15 protein-coding genes and 1 pseudogene are annotated in these 15,166 nt (G+C 50.0%); 9 read left to right on the forward strand and 7 right to left on the reverse strand.

Annotated features, from left to right (window positions below):
* Positions 1-29 precede the first annotated feature (29 nt).
* Complete coding sequence (locus A9587_RS14750; protein WP_105263521.1) at positions 30-1,025, reverse strand: acyltransferase; 996 nt, start codon at positions 1,023-1,025, stop codon at positions 30-32.
* A gap of 176 nt (positions 1,026-1,201) precedes the next feature.
* Here A9587_RS14750 and A9587_RS14755 point away from each other — a divergent pair, with 176 nt between their 5' ends.
* The 5 genes and pseudogenes from A9587_RS14755 to A9587_RS14775 all read left to right on the forward strand — a co-directional run.
* Positions 1,202-1,498: a YsaB family lipoprotein gene (locus A9587_RS14755; RefSeq protein ID WP_105263522.1), complete on the forward strand. Its 297-nt coding sequence runs from the start codon at positions 1,202-1,204 to the stop codon at positions 1,496-1,498.
* A gap of 95 nt (positions 1,499-1,593) precedes the next feature.
* Positions 1,594-2,505 (forward strand): glycine--tRNA ligase subunit alpha, encoded by a 912-nt coding sequence (glyQ, locus tag A9587_RS14760; protein ID WP_001168542.1) that lies wholly within the window; start codon positions 1,594-1,596, stop codon positions 2,503-2,505.
* Positions 2,506-2,514: 9 nt separating this feature from the next.
* Positions 2,515-4,584, forward strand: coding sequence for a glycine--tRNA ligase subunit beta (gene glyS, locus A9587_RS14765; protein ID WP_001291753.1), 2,070 nt, complete (start codon positions 2,515-2,517; stop codon positions 4,582-4,584).
* A 79-nt stretch (positions 4,585-4,663) separates the two neighbouring features.
* Positions 4,664-5,188: a helix-turn-helix domain-containing protein gene (locus tag A9587_RS14770; protein WP_105263523.1), complete on the forward strand. Its 525-nt coding sequence runs from the start codon at positions 4,664-4,666 to the stop codon at positions 5,186-5,188.
* 137 nt (positions 5,189-5,325) lie between these two features.
* Positions 5,326-5,427: pseudogene (locus A9587_RS14775) on the forward strand (IS3 family transposase); the annotation flags it as partial.
* Between the two features lie 95 nt (positions 5,428-5,522).
* Here the strand turns inward: A9587_RS14775 and cspE are convergent.
* Together cspE and A9587_RS14785 are read right to left on the reverse strand one after the other, a co-directional pair.
* On the reverse strand, positions 5,523-5,735 hold the full coding sequence (gene cspE, locus A9587_RS14780) for a transcription antiterminator/RNA stability regulator CspE (protein WP_000014594.1): 213 nt from the start codon (positions 5,733-5,735) through the stop codon (positions 5,523-5,525).
* A 281-nt stretch (positions 5,736-6,016) separates the two neighbouring features.
* Positions 6,017-6,307, reverse strand: coding sequence for an HTH-type transcriptional regulator (locus A9587_RS14785; RefSeq protein ID WP_001517320.1), 291 nt, complete (start codon positions 6,305-6,307; stop codon positions 6,017-6,019).
* Positions 6,308-6,738: 431 nt separating this feature from the next.
* Here A9587_RS14785 and A9587_RS14790 point away from each other — a divergent pair, with 431 nt between their 5' ends.
* Positions 6,739-7,449, forward strand: a complete 711-nt coding sequence (locus A9587_RS14790) for a DUF3053 domain-containing protein (protein WP_000190515.1) — start codon at positions 6,739-6,741, stop codon at positions 7,447-7,449.
* 49 nt (positions 7,450-7,498) lie between these two features.
* Here the strand turns inward: A9587_RS14790 and ghrB are convergent, their stop codons facing one another.
* Both ghrB and A9587_RS14800 read right to left on the reverse strand, forming a co-directional pair.
* A complete protein-coding gene (ghrB, locus tag A9587_RS14795; protein WP_105263524.1) occupies positions 7,499-8,473 on the reverse strand; it encodes a glyoxylate/hydroxypyruvate reductase GhrB in 975 nt (324 codons plus the stop codon).
* Between the two features lie 103 nt (positions 8,474-8,576).
* The gene (locus A9587_RS14800; protein ID WP_000747625.1) at positions 8,577-9,236 is read right to left on the reverse strand and encodes an OmpA family lipoprotein; all 660 of its coding nucleotides are present in this window, start codon (positions 9,234-9,236) and stop codon (positions 8,577-8,579) included.
* Positions 9,237-9,388: 152 nt separating this feature from the next.
* Between A9587_RS14800 and bisC the strand changes: the two genes are divergently transcribed.
* Complete coding sequence (gene bisC, locus A9587_RS14805) at positions 9,389-11,722, forward strand: biotin sulfoxide reductase (protein ID WP_105263525.1); 2,334 nt, start codon at positions 9,389-9,391, stop codon at positions 11,720-11,722.
* Here the strand turns inward: bisC and A9587_RS14810 are convergent.
* Entirely contained in the window at positions 11,691-12,131 is a 441-nt protein-coding gene (locus tag A9587_RS14810; protein WP_016249337.1) for an N-acetyltransferase, read from the reverse strand. The two genes, bisC and A9587_RS14810, sit on opposite strands and share 32 nt — an antisense overlap.
* Positions 12,128-12,691, reverse strand: a complete 564-nt coding sequence (tag, locus tag A9587_RS14815) for a DNA-3-methyladenine glycosylase I (RefSeq protein ID WP_000438929.1) — start codon at positions 12,689-12,691, stop codon at positions 12,128-12,130. The genes A9587_RS14810 and tag overlap by 4 nt, the downstream gene beginning before the upstream one ends.
* A gap of 157 nt (positions 12,692-12,848) precedes the next feature.
* On the opposite strand from tag, the gene A9587_RS14820 reads away from it, so the two are divergent.
* Complete coding sequence (locus A9587_RS14820) at positions 12,849-13,547, forward strand: autotransporter outer membrane beta-barrel domain-containing protein (protein ID WP_105263526.1); 699 nt, start codon at positions 12,849-12,851, stop codon at positions 13,545-13,547.
* Positions 13,548-13,775: 228 nt separating this feature from the next.
* On the forward strand, positions 13,776-14,978 hold the full coding sequence (locus tag A9587_RS14825; RefSeq protein WP_001517314.1) for an L-lactate MFS transporter: 1,203 nt from the start codon (positions 13,776-13,778) through the stop codon (positions 14,976-14,978).
* Positions 14,979-15,166 lie beyond the last annotated feature (188 nt).

A 15,166-nucleotide genomic window follows, 5' to 3' on the forward strand; every position in this document is an offset into this window, starting at 1 on the left:
AAGCCCGGTCACACTGACCGGGTTTTTACTTAACTCACTAATCTGTTTTTGTCGATTCGTTGCACCAGCACAGAAAGTAACAAACTTGCTGCCAGCGTCGCGCAAAAGATCCAAATAATATCCAGTATTGGCCAGTTTTTAAGCTCAATACCACCGGTACGCAGCGCATGGATAATCAACGCGTGGAATCCGTATATACCTAAAGAATGACGGGATATCAGCCCAAGCCCGCGAATAGTGTGCGTATCCAGAGTATTTTTTACCAGAGTCAGTAACGCGATTGCGCAGATAAAAACCATCGGTCCACAGTAAAGATACCAGGTATCGGCAAAGTTTCCGCGCCACTGTAATTCATATAATGTCCCACGAGAGATAATAAATACTCCCGCTATAAACAGTGCGGCACTCATCCACGATAGAGATTTATGTTGTGTGTTCATCATCCCAATGGCGCGGCCCAGCATGCCATACAGGATGTAGTAAAAAGTATCGCCATTGATATATAAGTTAATTGGTAACCATTCAAAACCGTCGATCTTCTGGGGCACTGTGTTTGGGTTGGCGATGATGCCAATCACCACCATTAGCACCAGCAACATTTTACCGCTGATGTTTTTTACCTGAACCAGTGGCGAAACCAGATAAATCACCGCAATCGCGAAGAAAAACCATAAGTGATAAAACACCGGTTTTTGCAGCAGTTTTTTCAGCGATAACTCCACATTGATGGAGGTAAACAGCGCAATGTAGAGCAGTGCGACGACGCTATAAAACAGCAGACACAAGCCGATACGCAAGAAATGACGCGGTTGGGCGCTACGTTCGCCAAAAAAGAGATAGCCGGAAATCATGAAAAATAGCGGCACGCTGACACGAGAGGCCGAATTTAGAACATTCGCGATATCCCAGGTTACAGGGCTAACATTATGGGTATTGGTCACATACCAGGTAGTGGTATGAATCATCACCACCATTAAACAAGCTATCCCTCGCAGGTTATCAATCCAATAAATTTTGGGCTGCATCTGTGTCTCTGTATCTGGTTAAAAAAAGTCTGACCGATAAATCATTCGGCTGATGCACTGGAATAATCTGAGTTTGATCACTACATCTTAGAGATGCTTGAGAAAATTTATAAGATCCAGCCACTATACCGATATTAATAATAAGACTCACCTGCAAACCAGACGGTAATTTAACGATGATGAACTATTTCTTTCCGGTAATGACGCTCATTGTGTTAGTGGGATGTTCGGCACCACCACCCGAACAGAAAGCGCAACGGGTAAAGGTTGAACCGCTGCGTTCGTTGAATATGGAAATCTTGTGCAAGGAGCAGGTGGCAAAACGTTATAACACTGGCGAGCAAAAAAACGACGTCATCGCGTTTGAACAGTTCCAGGGGAGCTATGAAATGCGTGGTTATACCTTCAGGAAAGAACAGTTTGTCTGTTCTTTTGACGCGGATGGCCATTTTTTGCATCTTTCCATGCGTTAAGCGCAGCCTTTTTCCCGTTTCGTACTGTATATCTTCCATCCAGCGGGTATACTGATCCCTTCCTTTAAATCCACACGTATCCAGCACGAAATAATATGCAAAAGTTTGATACCAGGACCTTCCAGGGCTTGATCCTGACCTTACAGGATTACTGGGCTCGCCAGGGCTGCACCATTGTTCAACCATTGGACATGGAAGTCGGCGCGGGAACCTCTCACCCAATGACCTGTCTGCGCGCGCTGGGGCCAGAACCGATGGCGGCTGCTTATGTTCAGCCTTCTCGTCGCCCGACCGATGGTCGTTACGGCGAAAACCCCAACCGTTTACAGCACTACTATCAGTTCCAGGTGGTGATTAAGCCATCGCCGGACAATATCCAGGAGCTGTACCTCGGTTCTCTGAAAGAGCTGGGCATGGATCCAACTATCCACGATATCCGTTTCGTGGAAGACAACTGGGAAAACCCGACGCTGGGTGCCTGGGGACTGGGCTGGGAAGTGTGGCTGAACGGCATGGAAGTAACGCAGTTCACTTACTTCCAGCAGGTTGGTGGTCTGGAGTGTAAACCGGTTACCGGTGAGATCACCTACGGTCTGGAACGTCTGGCGATGTATATTCAGGGCGTAGATAGCGTTTATGACCTGGTCTGGTGCGACGGCCCGCTGGGTAAAACCACCTACGGTGACGTCTTCCATCAGAACGAAGTGGAGCAATCCACCTACAACTTCGAATACGCGGATGTGGACTTCCTGTTCACCTGCTTCGAGCAGTACGAGAAAGAAGCACAGCAATTGCTGGCGCTGGAAAATCCGCTGCCGTTGCCAGCCTACGAGCGTATTCTGAAAGCCGCCCACAGCTTCAACCTGCTGGATGCGCGTAAAGCCATCTCTGTCACCGAGCGTCAGCGTTACATTCTGCGCATTCGCACCCTGACCAAAGCAGTGGCAGAAGCATACTATGCTTCCCGTGAAGCCCTCGGCTTCCCGATGTGCAACAAAGACAAGTAAGAGGCGGCCATGTCTGAGAAAACTTTTCTGGTGGAAATTGGCACTGAAGAGCTGCCACCAAAAGCACTGCGCAGCCTGGCAGAGTCCTTTGCTGCGAACTTTACTGCGGAGCTGGATAACGCCGGTCTCGCACACGGTACTGTTGAATGGTTTGCTGCTCCGCGTCGTCTGGCGCTGAAAGTGGCTAACCTTGCGGAAGCACAACCTGATCGTGAAATCGAAAAACGTGGCCCGGCAATTGCCCAGGCATTTGACGCCGAAGGCAAACCGAGCAAAGCTGCAGAAGGTTGGGCGCGTGGTTGCGGGATCTCCGTTGACCAGGCTGAGCGTCTGACTACTGACAAAGGTGAATGGTTGCTGTATCGCGCTCACGTGAAGGGCGAAAGCACCGAAGCGCTGATACCGAACATGGTAGCTACTTCGCTTGCGAAATTGCCGATTCCGAAACTGATGCGCTGGGGCGCAAGCGACGTACACTTCGTGCGTCCAGTTCATACTGTGACTTTGCTGCTGGGCGATAAAGTCATTCCGGCAACCATTCTGGGTATTCAGTCCGATCGCGTGATTCGCGGCCACCGCTTTATGGGCGAGCCGGAAATTACTATCGATAATGCCGATCAATATCCGGAAATTCTGCGTGAGCGCGGTAAAGTCATCGCTGATTACGAAGAACGTAAGGCGAAGATTAAAGCCGATGCCGAAGAAGCCGCGCGTAAGATTGGCGGTAACGCTGACTTAAGCGAAAGCCTGCTGGAAGAAGTGGCTTCGCTGGTGGAATGGCCTGTCGTTCTGACTGCGAAATTTGAAGAGAAATTCCTCGCGGTGCCGTCTGAAGCACTGGTTTACACCATGAAAGGTGACCAGAAATACTTCCCGGTGTATGCGAACGACGGCAAATTGCTGCCGAACTTTATCTTCGTTGCCAACATCGAATCAAAAGATCCGCAGCAAATTATCTCCGGTAATGAAAAAGTCGTTCGCCCGCGTCTGGCGGATGCGGAGTTCTTCTTTAATACCGACCGTAAAAAACGTCTGGAAGATAACCTGCCGCGTCTGCAAACCGTGCTGTTCCAGCAACAATTAGGTACGCTGCGCGACAAGACTGACCGCATTCAGGCGCTGGCTGGCTGGATTGCTGAACAGATTGGTGCTGACGTCAACCACGCGACCCGTGCGGGGCTGCTGTCCAAGTGTGACCTGATGACCAATATGGTCTTCGAGTTCACTGACACTCAGGGCGTGATGGGTATGCACTACGCGCGCCACGATGGCGAAGCGGAAGATGTGGCTGTCGCGCTGAACGAGCAGTATCAGCCGCGCTTTGCTGGTGATTCTCTGCCGTCTAACCCGGTGGCCTGTGCGCTGGCGATCGCTGACAAGATGGATACTCTGGCTGGTATCTTCGGTATTGGTCAGCATCCGAAAGGCGATAAAGACCCGTTTGCGCTGCGTCGTGCGGCACTCGGCGTGTTGCGTATTATCGTCGAGAAGAACCTGAACCTCGATCTGCAAACGCTAACCGAAGAAGCGGTGCGTCTGTACGGCGATAAGCTGACCAACGCTAATGTGGTCGATGACGTTATCGACTTTATGCTTGGCCGTTTCCGTGCCTGGTATCAGGACGAAGGTTATACCGTCGACACCATCCAGGCCGTTCTGGCGCGCCGCCCAACTCGTCCGGCAGATTTCGATGCCCGTATGAAGGCCGTATCGCACTTCCGTACTCTGGAAGCAGCGGCTGCACTGGCGGCAGCGAATAAGCGCGTATCCAACATTCTGGCGAAATCTGACGAAGTCCTGAGCGATCGTGTGAACGCATCTACCCTGAAAGAGCCGGAAGAAATTAAGCTGGCGATGCAGGTGGTTGTACTGCGCGACAAGCTGGAGCCATACTTCGCTGAAGGTCGTTACCAGGATGCGCTGGTCGAACTGGCTGAACTGCGTGAACCGGTTGACGCCTTCTTCGATAAAGTGATGGTTATGGTTGATGATAAAGATCTGCGTATCAACCGTCTGACCATGCTGGAAAAACTGCGCGAATTGTTCCTGCGCGTTGCGGATATTTCGTTGTTGCAGTAATAACTCCTTTAGTAAAAAGCCTGCCAGATGGACTGCACCCCAAAAGTTGGACACCCAACTGATTAAGGTGCAGTTTTTTATGGCAAAGCCAAAATATTCTCTCGAAACCAGATTAGCTGTCGTTAATCATTATCTTGCCGGACACGATGGCGCACGTCGTACCGCTGAACGTTTTGGTGTTGAAGAAACATTTGTGCGACGCTGGGTAAGAGCCTGGCAACTCCACGGTATTGATGGTATTACATGGAAAAATGACCGCTACTCTCCTGAGTTTCGACTGACGGTTGTTCTGAAGGCTCTGAGTGAAGAACTTACCATGCGCGAGGCCGCCGCACGGTTTAATATCTCAAATGAATCCGTGGTCCGGCACTGGGTGAAGGTTTACAAAGACACCGGTGAAGAAGGACTTCTGAACATAAAACCAGGTCGGAGCAAGGACATGACAAAACCTCAAAAAACACCTCCAATTACCGATGCAGAACTGGAAAAGTTATCTCCCGAAGAACTGTGGGCGGAACCCCGTTACCTTCGCGCAGAGAATGCCTATCTAAAAAAGCTGAAGGCCTTAGTTCAAAGCGAGAAAAACGGCAGAAAGCCCGGATAATCAGTGAGCTAAGGCTTAAGCATGCGCTCGGTGATCTTCTGCGTGCAGCGGGTATGTCCCGCAGTACGTGGTATCACAATATGAATGCCCTGAAGCGAGTGGACAGGCATGCCGGACTGAATGAACTGAGGAAGGCGATAGAGGACTATATCCATTATTATAACAACGAGCGGATCAGCCTGAAATTAAAAGGCCTGAGTCCGGTAGAATACCGAACCCAGCCCCTGAAAGCCGCTTAACATGAACTGTCCAACTTTATGGGGTCAGTCCAAGACAAATAAAAAAATCCCCGCCAATTGGCAGGGATCTTAGATTCTGTGCTTTTAAGCAGAGATTACAGGCTGGTTACGTTACCAGCTGCCGGGCCTTTAGCGCCGCTTTCGATGGTGAAGGACACTTTCTGACCTTCGTCCAGAGATTTGTAACCATCGTTCTGGATAGCAGAGAAGTGTACGAACACATCTTTAGAGCCATCGTCAGGAGTGATGAAGCCGAAGCCTTTGTCAGCGTTGAACCATTTTACGATACCAGTCATTTTACCGGACATAGTGTATTACCTTTAATAATTAATTGTGCCTTTCGGCGTTATGGCGTGCTTTACAGATTTTTGAAGCGTTAAAGGAAATGTGCACTACGAGGGGTATCAACGATAACTCTTGAAGGGACTTGCCTTACTACACTGCTTTAATGGTCTGTACGTCAAACCGTTGAGTGCATTAAGCCACGCATTGGGTGGTGATGCAACATTTATTTTTCAAATTTATGATTAATCGTTCAGAAAGCGGCCCTGTCAGCAGGACCGTCATCATCAAAAAAGGGAATAAAAACCTATTCCATCAACTGCTTACTTAATGCCGGGTTGGCTTGAATCAGGCGCATAAGTTTTAGTTCGGCACTGGAAGGCTTCACGCGTCTGGATTCCCATTCCTTTACCATGGCAACAGATACGCCCAAAACCCGGGCGAAATCATCAATTTTTAACCCTGTCCCTTTGCGTAATTGCTCAATTTCGGTACAAGGTGTTGGTCTGTGTGTCAGGGTAATTTTCTGTGTTTCATCTTTAAAAACAATCTGTTCCAGGCTACTCAACAACTCATGCATTGGATCTTTATATTCCATTGAAAACTCCTCAAATCACACTGCGGGATCGTGAATTTCATCGAAGCTTATTAAGAATAGTCGGGAAAACAGGCATAGCGGGGAGAAGTTAGACATGCTTTGAGTGTGATTCGATTCAGCCCGTCAGTCACCGTGACTTATAGTCACCTAACGATCTGATATATGCAGATATATCTCGTACTGGCCGTGATTTGTAAAGATTTCGAAAATCTGGCCTCCCAACGAGAAGGAAAGTCCTGGCAACAAAAACACAATGGCAATATCAATTTTTAACAATGAAACAACAAATTAACCTTACTTCATTTTCTCCATCATTTTCCCAGGAAGATTATACATAAAGGGTATCCTGTAGGCCTGTCCTGGACTATCCTTGTCTGCGTCAGACACGCGTGTGTCGTTGTGCGCTTTTTTTGGGTGAAAGGAGTAAGAAAATGGCGACAGGAAAGTCCTGCTCTCGCTGGTTTGCGCCTCTTGCGGCGTTATTAATGGTAGTTAGCCTGAGTGGGTGTTTTGATAAAGAAGGCGATCAGCGTAAAGCGTTTATCGACTTCCTGCAGAATACTGTGATGCGTAGCGGTGAACGTCTACCAACCCTGACTGCCGATCAGAAAAAACAATTTGGTCCTTTTGTCTCTGATTACGCGATCCTGTATGGCTATTCCCAACAGGTTAATCAGGCGATGGATTCCGGTTTGCGTCCGGTTGTAGACAGCGTTAACGCGATTCGTGTACCGCAGGATTACGTCACGCAAAGTGGTCCACTGCGTGAAATGAACGGTTCTCTGGGCGTACTGGCGCAACAATTGCAAAATGCGAAGTTGCAGGCAGATGCCGCGCACTCTGCGCTAAAACAAGCTGACGATCTGAAACCGGTCTTTGATCAGGCATTCACTAAAGTGGTGACTACTCCGGCCGATGCCTTGCAACCTCTGATTCCAGCGGCACAAACCTTCACGCAACAACTGGTGATGGTTGGAGACTACATTGCTCAGCAAGGTACTCAGGTGAGCTTTGTATCGAACGGCATTCAGTTCCCGACTTCCCAGCAGGCAAGTGAATATAACAAACTGATCGCGCCATTACCGGCACAGCATCAGGCGTTTAATCAGGCCTGGACCGCAGCAGTAACTGCAACCCAATAAACGGTAAAAGCCCGAGAAGTTATCGGGCTTTTATCTACGCAGTCGCGGCTTAGCCCGCGACGTGCGGATTCACACAGTTCTTCTCAACCTTCCCCAGCAACGCATTAATCAAATTATCCACGGCACAGGCAGCCATGCCATAACGCGTCTCATGAGTGGCCGAACCAATATGCGGTACTGCAACGACATTGGTCATTGATAGCAACGGTGAATCTACGGGCAATGGCTCTTGTTCGAAGACATCCAGCCCGGCGGCGTGAATTTCCCCTTTCTGTAATGCGGCAATCAGTGCATTTTCGTCAACTACCGGCCCACGCCCTGCATTAATGAAGATGGCGGAAGATTTCATTTTGGCGAATTGTTCAGCGCCAAACAGGTGATGAGTTTCTTCAGTTAGCGGCAGGATCAGGCAAACGAAATCTGATTCTTGTAACAATGTATCCAGATCACAGTAGCGGGCGTTAAAGCGTTCTTCAGCTTCTTTATGATGGCGACGAGCGTTATAAAGAATTGGCATGTTGAAGCCAAAGTGCGCACGTTGCGCCAGCGCCATTCCGATCCGTCCCATCCCGACAATCCCCAGTGTTTTATGGTGAACATCAGTGCCGTACCAGTCCGGGCCGATATTGGCGGTCCATTCGCCCGCTTTTACGCGCTCCGCGACTTCCACAACCCGACGCGCGGTACACAGCACCAGCGCCATCAGCGTATCGGCTACTGTTTCCGTTAATACGGTTGGCGTATGCATCAGCAGGATTTTCCGGGCATTAAGCGCATCGACATCGAAATTGTCATAGCCGACAGAGATAGTTGAAGTGGCACGCAGTTTCGGCATCTTTTCCAGCAACGTGGCATCAACATTCTCATTTGAACCCAGTAGACCTTCAGCTTCGGCAAAAATCGCCGTGTTTTGTTCGATGGTCTGTGGATTGAGATTTGCCACCTGGTGAACGATGAAATGCTCTTGCAGGCGTTGCAGTAAATCATCAGGTAAGGCTTTGTAGAGGATAACGGACGGCTTCATTCTTCTCTCCATTCACTGATAAGGCGATCACCTTAGCCTGAAAAATGAAGCAGGAAAACCGAAGAATGCCAGGTGATTTCTTCGTCACCTGGCATGACAGTGATTACAGCGGGCTTAACGTAATTTCTACGCGACGGTTTTGGGCTTTGCCTTCTGCGGTGCTGTTGCTGGCGATTGGGTTAGCCGGGCCAAGACCTTGGGTACGAATACGGCTGGCGTCCACGCCCTGGGTGATCAATGCGCTGGCAACGGAATCAGCACGCTGCTGGGACAGACGCATATTCAGGTCGTGACCACCAGTGCTGTCGGTGTAGCCAATCACGTTAACCGCCGTTTTCGGGTACTCTTTCAGCACCATTGCAACGCCGGTCAGGGTGTTAGCACCTGCTGGTTTCAGGGTGGCGCTGCTGCTGTCAAAGGTCACGTTGTTCGGCATGTTGAGGATAATGTTATCTCCGCTGCGGGTTACGCTAACGCCTGTGCCGCGCATTTTGTCACGCAGTTTCGCTTCCTGCACATCCATGTAATAACCAACACCGCCGCCCAGTGCCGCACCTGCCGCTGCGCCAATCAGCGCACCTTTACCGCGATCTTTCTTCGAAGAAGAGAGAGCGCCAATACCCGCGCCAACGAGAGAGCCCAGACCTGCACCGATAGCAGATTTACCTGCTTCGCGTTCGCCGGTGTAAGGGTTAGTTGTACAACCAGATACCGCCAGAGCGCCGCTGACTACGGCAGCAATAAGATAAACACGTTTCTTCATTGTTAATCCTTAATAACCTTTTTATTCTTGGTCACGGGTTTCGTGGCGGGAGATTATGCCGTGTGAACATGAAGATTATTCCTGGGAATACTCGGAAATTTGTAAGTAATATTTAACTGCTCAATACATCTAACCTTTCAGGAGCCTTCGGTTTGGCCATCTCATCCTCACGTTATTCCGTTCTTACTGCCGCCCACTGGGGGCCCATGCTGGTTGAAACCGACGGTGAAACAGTCTTCAGCTCGCGTGGTGCGTTAGCCACAGAAATGGAAAATTCCTTGCAGAGCGCGGTTCGTGACCAGGTTCATAGCAACACGCGAGTGCAATTTCCGATGGTGCGCAAAGGTTTCCTCGCATCGCCAGAAAAACCACAAGGCGTTCGCGGGCAGGATGAATTTGTTCGTGTGAGTTGGGATGAGGCGCTGGATCTCATCCACCATCAGCATAAACGCATTCGTGAGGCTTATGGTCCGGCATCGATTTTTGCCGGTTCCTACGGTTGGCGTTCAAACGGTGTGCTGCATAAAGCGTCAACCTTGTTACAACGCTATATGGCGCTGGCAGGCGGTTATACCGGCCATCTGGGCGATTATTCAACCGGCGCGGCACAGGCGATCATGCCGTATATCGTGGGTGGCAGCGAAGTCTATCAGCAGCAGACTAGCTGGCCTCTGGTGCTGGAAAATAGCGACGTGGTGGTGCTGTGGAGTGCTAACCCATTAAACACGCTGAAAATTGCGTGGAATGCGTCCGATGAGCAGGGACTTTCTTACTTTGCCGCACTGCGTGACAGCGGGAAAAAGCTGATCTGCATTGATCCAATGCGATCGGAAACCGTCGATTTCTTTGGCGATAAAATGGAATGGGTCTCTCCGCATATGGGGACTGATGTGGCGCTGATGCTGGGGATAGCTCACACGCTGGTGGAAAACGGCTGGCACGACGAGGCATTTCTGGCGCGTTGCACCACAGGTTATGACGTCTTCGCCTCTTATTTGTTGGGCGAGAGTGATGGCATTGCAAAAAATGCCGAATGGGCCGCGGAGATTTGCGGTGTTGGCGCAGAGAAAATCCGCGAGCTGGCAGCTATTTTCCACCAAAATACCACTATGCTGATGGCTGGATGGGGAATGCAGCGCCAGCAGTTTGGTGAGCAAAAACACTGGATGATAGTCACGCTGGCGGCAATGTTAGGGCAAATCGGCACGCCCGGTGGCGGTTTTGGTCTTTCTTACCATTTTGCTAATGGCGGCAACCCGACCCGCCGCGCTGCGGTGCTGCCTTCCATGCAGGGCAGTTTGCCGGGTGGCACCGATGCGGTAGATAAAATCCCCGTAGCCCGCATTGTCGAAGCATTAGAAAACCCTGGCGGCGCGTATCAACACAACGGCATGAACCGACATTTCCCGGATATTCGTTTTATCTGGTGGGCGGGCGGCGCTAACTTCACCCATCATCAGGATACTCATCGTCTGATTCGCGCCTGGCAAAAACCGGAGCTGGTGGTGATATCGGAATGTTTCTGGACGGCGGCGGCGAAACATGCCGATATCGTCCTCCCCGCGACTACGTCGTTTGAGCGTAACGATCTCACTATGACCGGCGATTACAGCAATCAACATCTGGTGCCGATGAAGCAAGTGGTGCCACCGCGTGGTGAAGCGCGTAATGATTTTGATGTTTTTGCTGAGTTAAGTGAGCGCTGGGAGAAGGGCGGCTATGCCCGGTTTACGGAAGGGAAGAGTGAGCTGCAATGGCTGGAAACGTTCTATAACGTTGCGCGGCAGCGTGGAGAAAATCAGCAGGTTGAAATACCGCCGTTTGACGAGTTCTGGGAAGCCAATCAGTTAATTGAGATGCCAGAAAATCCAGACAGCAAGCGGTTTATCCGTTTCGCGGATTTTCGCCGCGACCCGCAGGCACACCCATTAAAGACGACCAGTGGTAAGATTGAGATCTTCTCGCAGCGCATTGCGGATTACGGTTATCGGGATTGTCCAGGCCATCCGATGTGGCTGGAACCCGATGAGTGGTGGGGCAACGCCGAAGCAGAGCAGTTGCAGGTACTTTCAGCCCATCCGGCGCATCGCCTGCACAGTCAGTTGAATTACAGTTCACTTCGTGAATTGTATGCGGTGGCAAACCGTGAGCCTGTCACCATTCATCCTGACGATGCAAAGGCACGCGGCATACAAGATGGCGATACTGTTCGGTTGTGGAACTCGCGCGGGCAAATTCTTGCCGGAGCGGTGATTAGTGAAGGCATCAGGCCTGGTGTGATTTGCATTCACGAAGGGGCATGGCCAGATCTGGATTTTACTGCTGGCGGCATTTGTAAAAATGGCGCGGTGAATGTGCTGACCAAAGACTTCCCAAGCTCGCGGCTGGGTAATGGTTGTGCGGGTAACACGGCGCTGGCGTGGCTGGAAAAATACACGGGGCCTGAACTTAAACTTACAGCGTTTGATCCGCCTGCCAATCCATAATCCAGGTAGGGAGTTGGGTTTCCTCCTGCCATGCGCAGTCGACAATTTGAAAACCCTGCGCATGGTAAAAACTTATTGCTGGCTGGTTTTTCTGGTAAACCTCCAGCAATAAATGAGGATGGCGCTGTTGCATATGTTGCATCAAAGCCTTACCGATACCGCGTCTGACAGCCTTCGGTGCGACAAACATTGCTGCCAGAAACCGCCCTTCCATAATGCTGGCAAAACCGAGAAATTCACCGTTTTCTTCCCATACCCAGTTTTGCGCGTTGGCAAGATATGCATCACGCACCAGCGGAATGCAGTCACGCCAGTAACTTTCTTCTATAAAGGGATGTCCCCAGGTTGTACTTTCCAGCCACAGTTCAAGGATTGCGGGCAGTTCCGAACGTTGTGCTTGTCTAATCATGCTTTATTCCCCGGATGGCAACAGCAGCCAACCACATGATCATTCACCAGCCCACATGCCTGCATAAAGGAGTAACAAATCGTTGATCCAACGAATTTAAAACCGCGTTTTTTCAATGCTTTAGAAAGCGCGTCGGAGGCGGGCGTTGATGTGGGGATTTCACTCAACGTTGTGGCTTGTGTCACCTGCGGCTGATGATTTACGAACGACCAGACAAAGTCGGCAAATGGTTCGCCGTTCTGTTCCATTTGCAGGTATGCGCGCGCATTGCCAATAATGGCCTGGATTTTCCCGCGATGGCGGATAATTCCGGCGTCCTGCACCAGCCTTTCAACATCCTCTTCCTGCATTGCAGCGACCTTCACGGGATCGAATTGATGAAAACAGGCGCGATAATTTTCACGTTTTTTGAGGACGGTAATCCAGGACAGCCCAGCTTGTTGCCCTTCAAGGCAGATCATTTCGAACAGTTTTTTACTGTCAGTTTCAGGCACGCCCCACTCTTCATCGTGGTAGGCAATATAAAGCGGGTCCTGACTCACCCAGCCGCAACGTTCCATACTTTCCCTCCCTATGCACCTGTTCGTAAAAATTTCACCTGCTTTTCTTGACGCACCGGCGAAAAAGTCAATATTTAATACAGGACTAATATGCCTGATATCCTTCATACAATGACAATAATAATGCCGAATTCGGCTCTCCCCTGGAGTCGTGTTAATGATCATAAAAAAATGCGGTGGTCGCTGGCCCCTAAGTCTGCTGGCGAGCGTGGTAATCAGTTCTTTTTTTCTCAACACAGCTTACGCCTGGCAACAAGAATATATCGTTGATACGCAGCCAGGACATACCACAGAGCGTTATACCTGGGATAGTGATCACCAACCTGATTACAACGATATTTTGTCGCAACGTATTCAAAGTAGCCAAAGGGCGCAGGGACTGGAAGTTAATCTGGCGGAAGAAACTCCCGCGGATGTAACCAGCAGCATGAGTATGGGCTGGAACTTCCCTTTATATGAACACGTTACAACAGGCCCGGTCGCCGCATTGCATTACGACGGAACGACCACTTCGATGTATAACGAGTTTGGCGACAGCACTGCAACACTGACCGATCCGTTATGGCATGCCAGCGTCAGTACGTTGGGCTGGCGTGTTGATTCCCGACTTGGCGATTTCCGCCCCTGGGCGCAAATCAGCTACAACCAGCAATTTGGTGAGAATCTCTGGAAGGCTCAATCAGGCCTGAGTCGCATGACGGCGACAAATCAGAACGGCAACTGGCTTGATGTGACCGTAGGCGCCGATATGCTGCTTAACCAACATATTGCCGCTTATGCTGCGTTATCCCAGGCAGAGAACAGCGCCAATAATAGTGATTATTTGTATACTATGGGGGTTAGTGCCAGGTTTTAACTTGTTTTTTACAATGCGGGATCGGTTATAACAATCATTGTATTGATAGTGGGTGCTAACTGACTCAATAATTATTGTTGTGAATGTTTGTCACGTCATTCATTCCTGAACTGAGGCATTTCATTCCGTTCTGATGGCATTTCATGCCGTTTTCCCCCTGGCATAAAATGCACTTCGTTATGGTTGTCAGCAGAGAATTTTCCTTTTTATTAATGCAGGAATACTGCCATGACACCTTCAAACTATCAGCGTACCCGCTGGCTGACACTCATTGGTACTATCATTACCCAGTTTGCATTGGGTTCGGTTTATACCTGGAGCCTGTTTAACGGCGCGCTTTCCGCCAAGCTGGATGCGCCGATAAGCCAGGTCGCTTTCTCCTTTGGCCTGTTGAGTCTGGGACTGGCTATCTCATCTTCTGTGGCTGGTAAGTTGCAGGAACGTTTTGGCGTAAAACGCGTCACTATGGCGTCCGGCATTTTACTGGGGCTGGGTTTCTTCCTTACCGCGCATTCCAACAGTCTGATGATGCTGTGGTTGAGCGCTGGTGTGCTGGTCGGTCTGGCAGATGGCGCGGGTTACCTGCTGACGCTCTCTAACTGCGTGAAGTGGTTCCCGGAGCGTAAAGGTTTGATCTCCGCGTTCGCCATTGGTTCCTATGGTTTGGGTAGCCTGGGATTCAAATTTATCGACTCGCATCTGCTGGAGACGGTCGGTCTGGAAAAAACCTTTCTGATTTGGGGCGCGATTGTGCTGGTGATGATTGTCTTTGGCGCAACCTTAATGAAAGACGCGCCGAAGCAGGAAGTCAAAACCCATAATGGCGTGGTGGAAAATGATTTCACTCTGGCAGAGTCGATGCGTAAACCGCAATACTGGATGCTGGCGGTGATGTTCCTGACTGCCTGTATGAGCGGTTTGTATGTCATTGGTGTGGCGAAAGATATCGCCCAGAGCCTGGCGCATCTTGATGCAGTATCAGCAGCTAACGCAGTGACGGTTATTTCTATTGCTAACCTTTCTGGTCGTCTGGTGCTGGGCATTCTGTCTGACAAAATTGCCCGTATTCGTGTCATCACCATTGGTCAGGTGATTTCGCTGGTGGGTATGGCAGCGCTGTTGTTTGCTCCACTCAATGCGCTGACATTCTTTGCGGCGATTGCCTGTGTGGCCTTTAACTTCGGTGGCACCATTACCGTCTTCCCGTCACTGGTTAGTGAGTTCTTCGGGCTTAATAACCTGGCGAAAAACTACGGTGTGATTTACCTCGGGTTTGGTATCGGTAGTATTTGCGGCTCGATTATCGCCTCACTGTTTGGCGGCTTCTATGTAACCTTCTACGTCATTTTCGCCTTGCTGATTCTTTCGCTGGCGCTTTCAACGACCATTCGCCAGCCTGAATTCAGAACGTTTCGTGAGGTACATGGTTAAGTTTAACGACGGGTTTCAGACTCGTCCTGAGATAGCGTGGCGTATTTTTTCATTGTGTATGAATCAAATGTATCGGCACAATTCAGGATGAGTCATTGATAAAATCGAGGGCCAGCTAGCTGGTCCTTTTAAGCGTTCAATTTACAAAAAGTATCCTTTCATACTTGTATTTTTGTAAATTTGTGCTT

The organism is Escherichia sp. MOD1-EC6162, assembly GCF_002965125.1.
In the GTDB taxonomy this organism is placed as follows: Bacteria; Pseudomonadota; Gammaproteobacteria; order Enterobacterales; family Enterobacteriaceae; genus Escherichia; species Escherichia marmotae.

Coding starts and splice junctions, on each gene's coding strand:
- A9587_RS14750 (WP_105263521.1), bottom strand. CDS start 1,025: ATGCAGCCCAAAATTTATTGGATTGATAACCTGCGAGGGATAGCTTGT.
- A9587_RS14755 (WP_105263522.1), top strand. CDS start 1,202: ATGATGAACTATTTCTTTCCGGTAATGACGCTCATTGTGTTAGTGGGA.
- glyQ (WP_001168542.1), top strand. CDS start 1,594: ATGCAAAAGTTTGATACCAGGACCTTCCAGGGCTTGATCCTGACCTTA.
- glyS (WP_001291753.1), top strand. CDS start 2,515: ATGTCTGAGAAAACTTTTCTGGTGGAAATTGGCACTGAAGAGCTGCCA.
- A9587_RS14770 (WP_105263523.1), top strand. CDS start 4,664: ATGGCAAAGCCAAAATATTCTCTCGAAACCAGATTAGCTGTCGTTAAT.
- cspE (WP_000014594.1), bottom strand. CDS start 5,735: ATGTCCGGTAAAATGACTGGTATCGTAAAATGGTTCAACGCTGACAAA.
- A9587_RS14785 (WP_001517320.1), bottom strand. CDS start 6,307: ATGGAATATAAAGATCCAATGCATGAGTTGTTGAGTAGCCTGGAACAG.
- A9587_RS14790 (WP_000190515.1), top strand. CDS start 6,739: ATGGCGACAGGAAAGTCCTGCTCTCGCTGGTTTGCGCCTCTTGCGGCG.
- ghrB (WP_105263524.1), bottom strand. CDS start 8,473: ATGAAGCCGTCCGTTATCCTCTACAAAGCCTTACCTGATGATTTACTG.
- A9587_RS14800 (WP_000747625.1), bottom strand. CDS start 9,236: ATGAAGAAACGTGTTTATCTTATTGCTGCCGTAGTCAGCGGCGCTCTG.
- A9587_RS14810 (WP_016249337.1), bottom strand. CDS start 12,131: ATGATTAGACAAGCACAACGTTCGGAACTGCCCGCAATCCTTGAACTG.
- tag (WP_000438929.1), bottom strand. CDS start 12,691: ATGGAACGTTGCGGCTGGGTGAGTCAGGACCCGCTTTATATTGCCTAC.
- A9587_RS14820 (WP_105263526.1), top strand. CDS start 12,849: ATGATCATAAAAAAATGCGGTGGTCGCTGGCCCCTAAGTCTGCTGGCG.
- A9587_RS14825 (WP_001517314.1), top strand. CDS start 13,776: ATGACACCTTCAAACTATCAGCGTACCCGCTGGCTGACACTCATTGGT.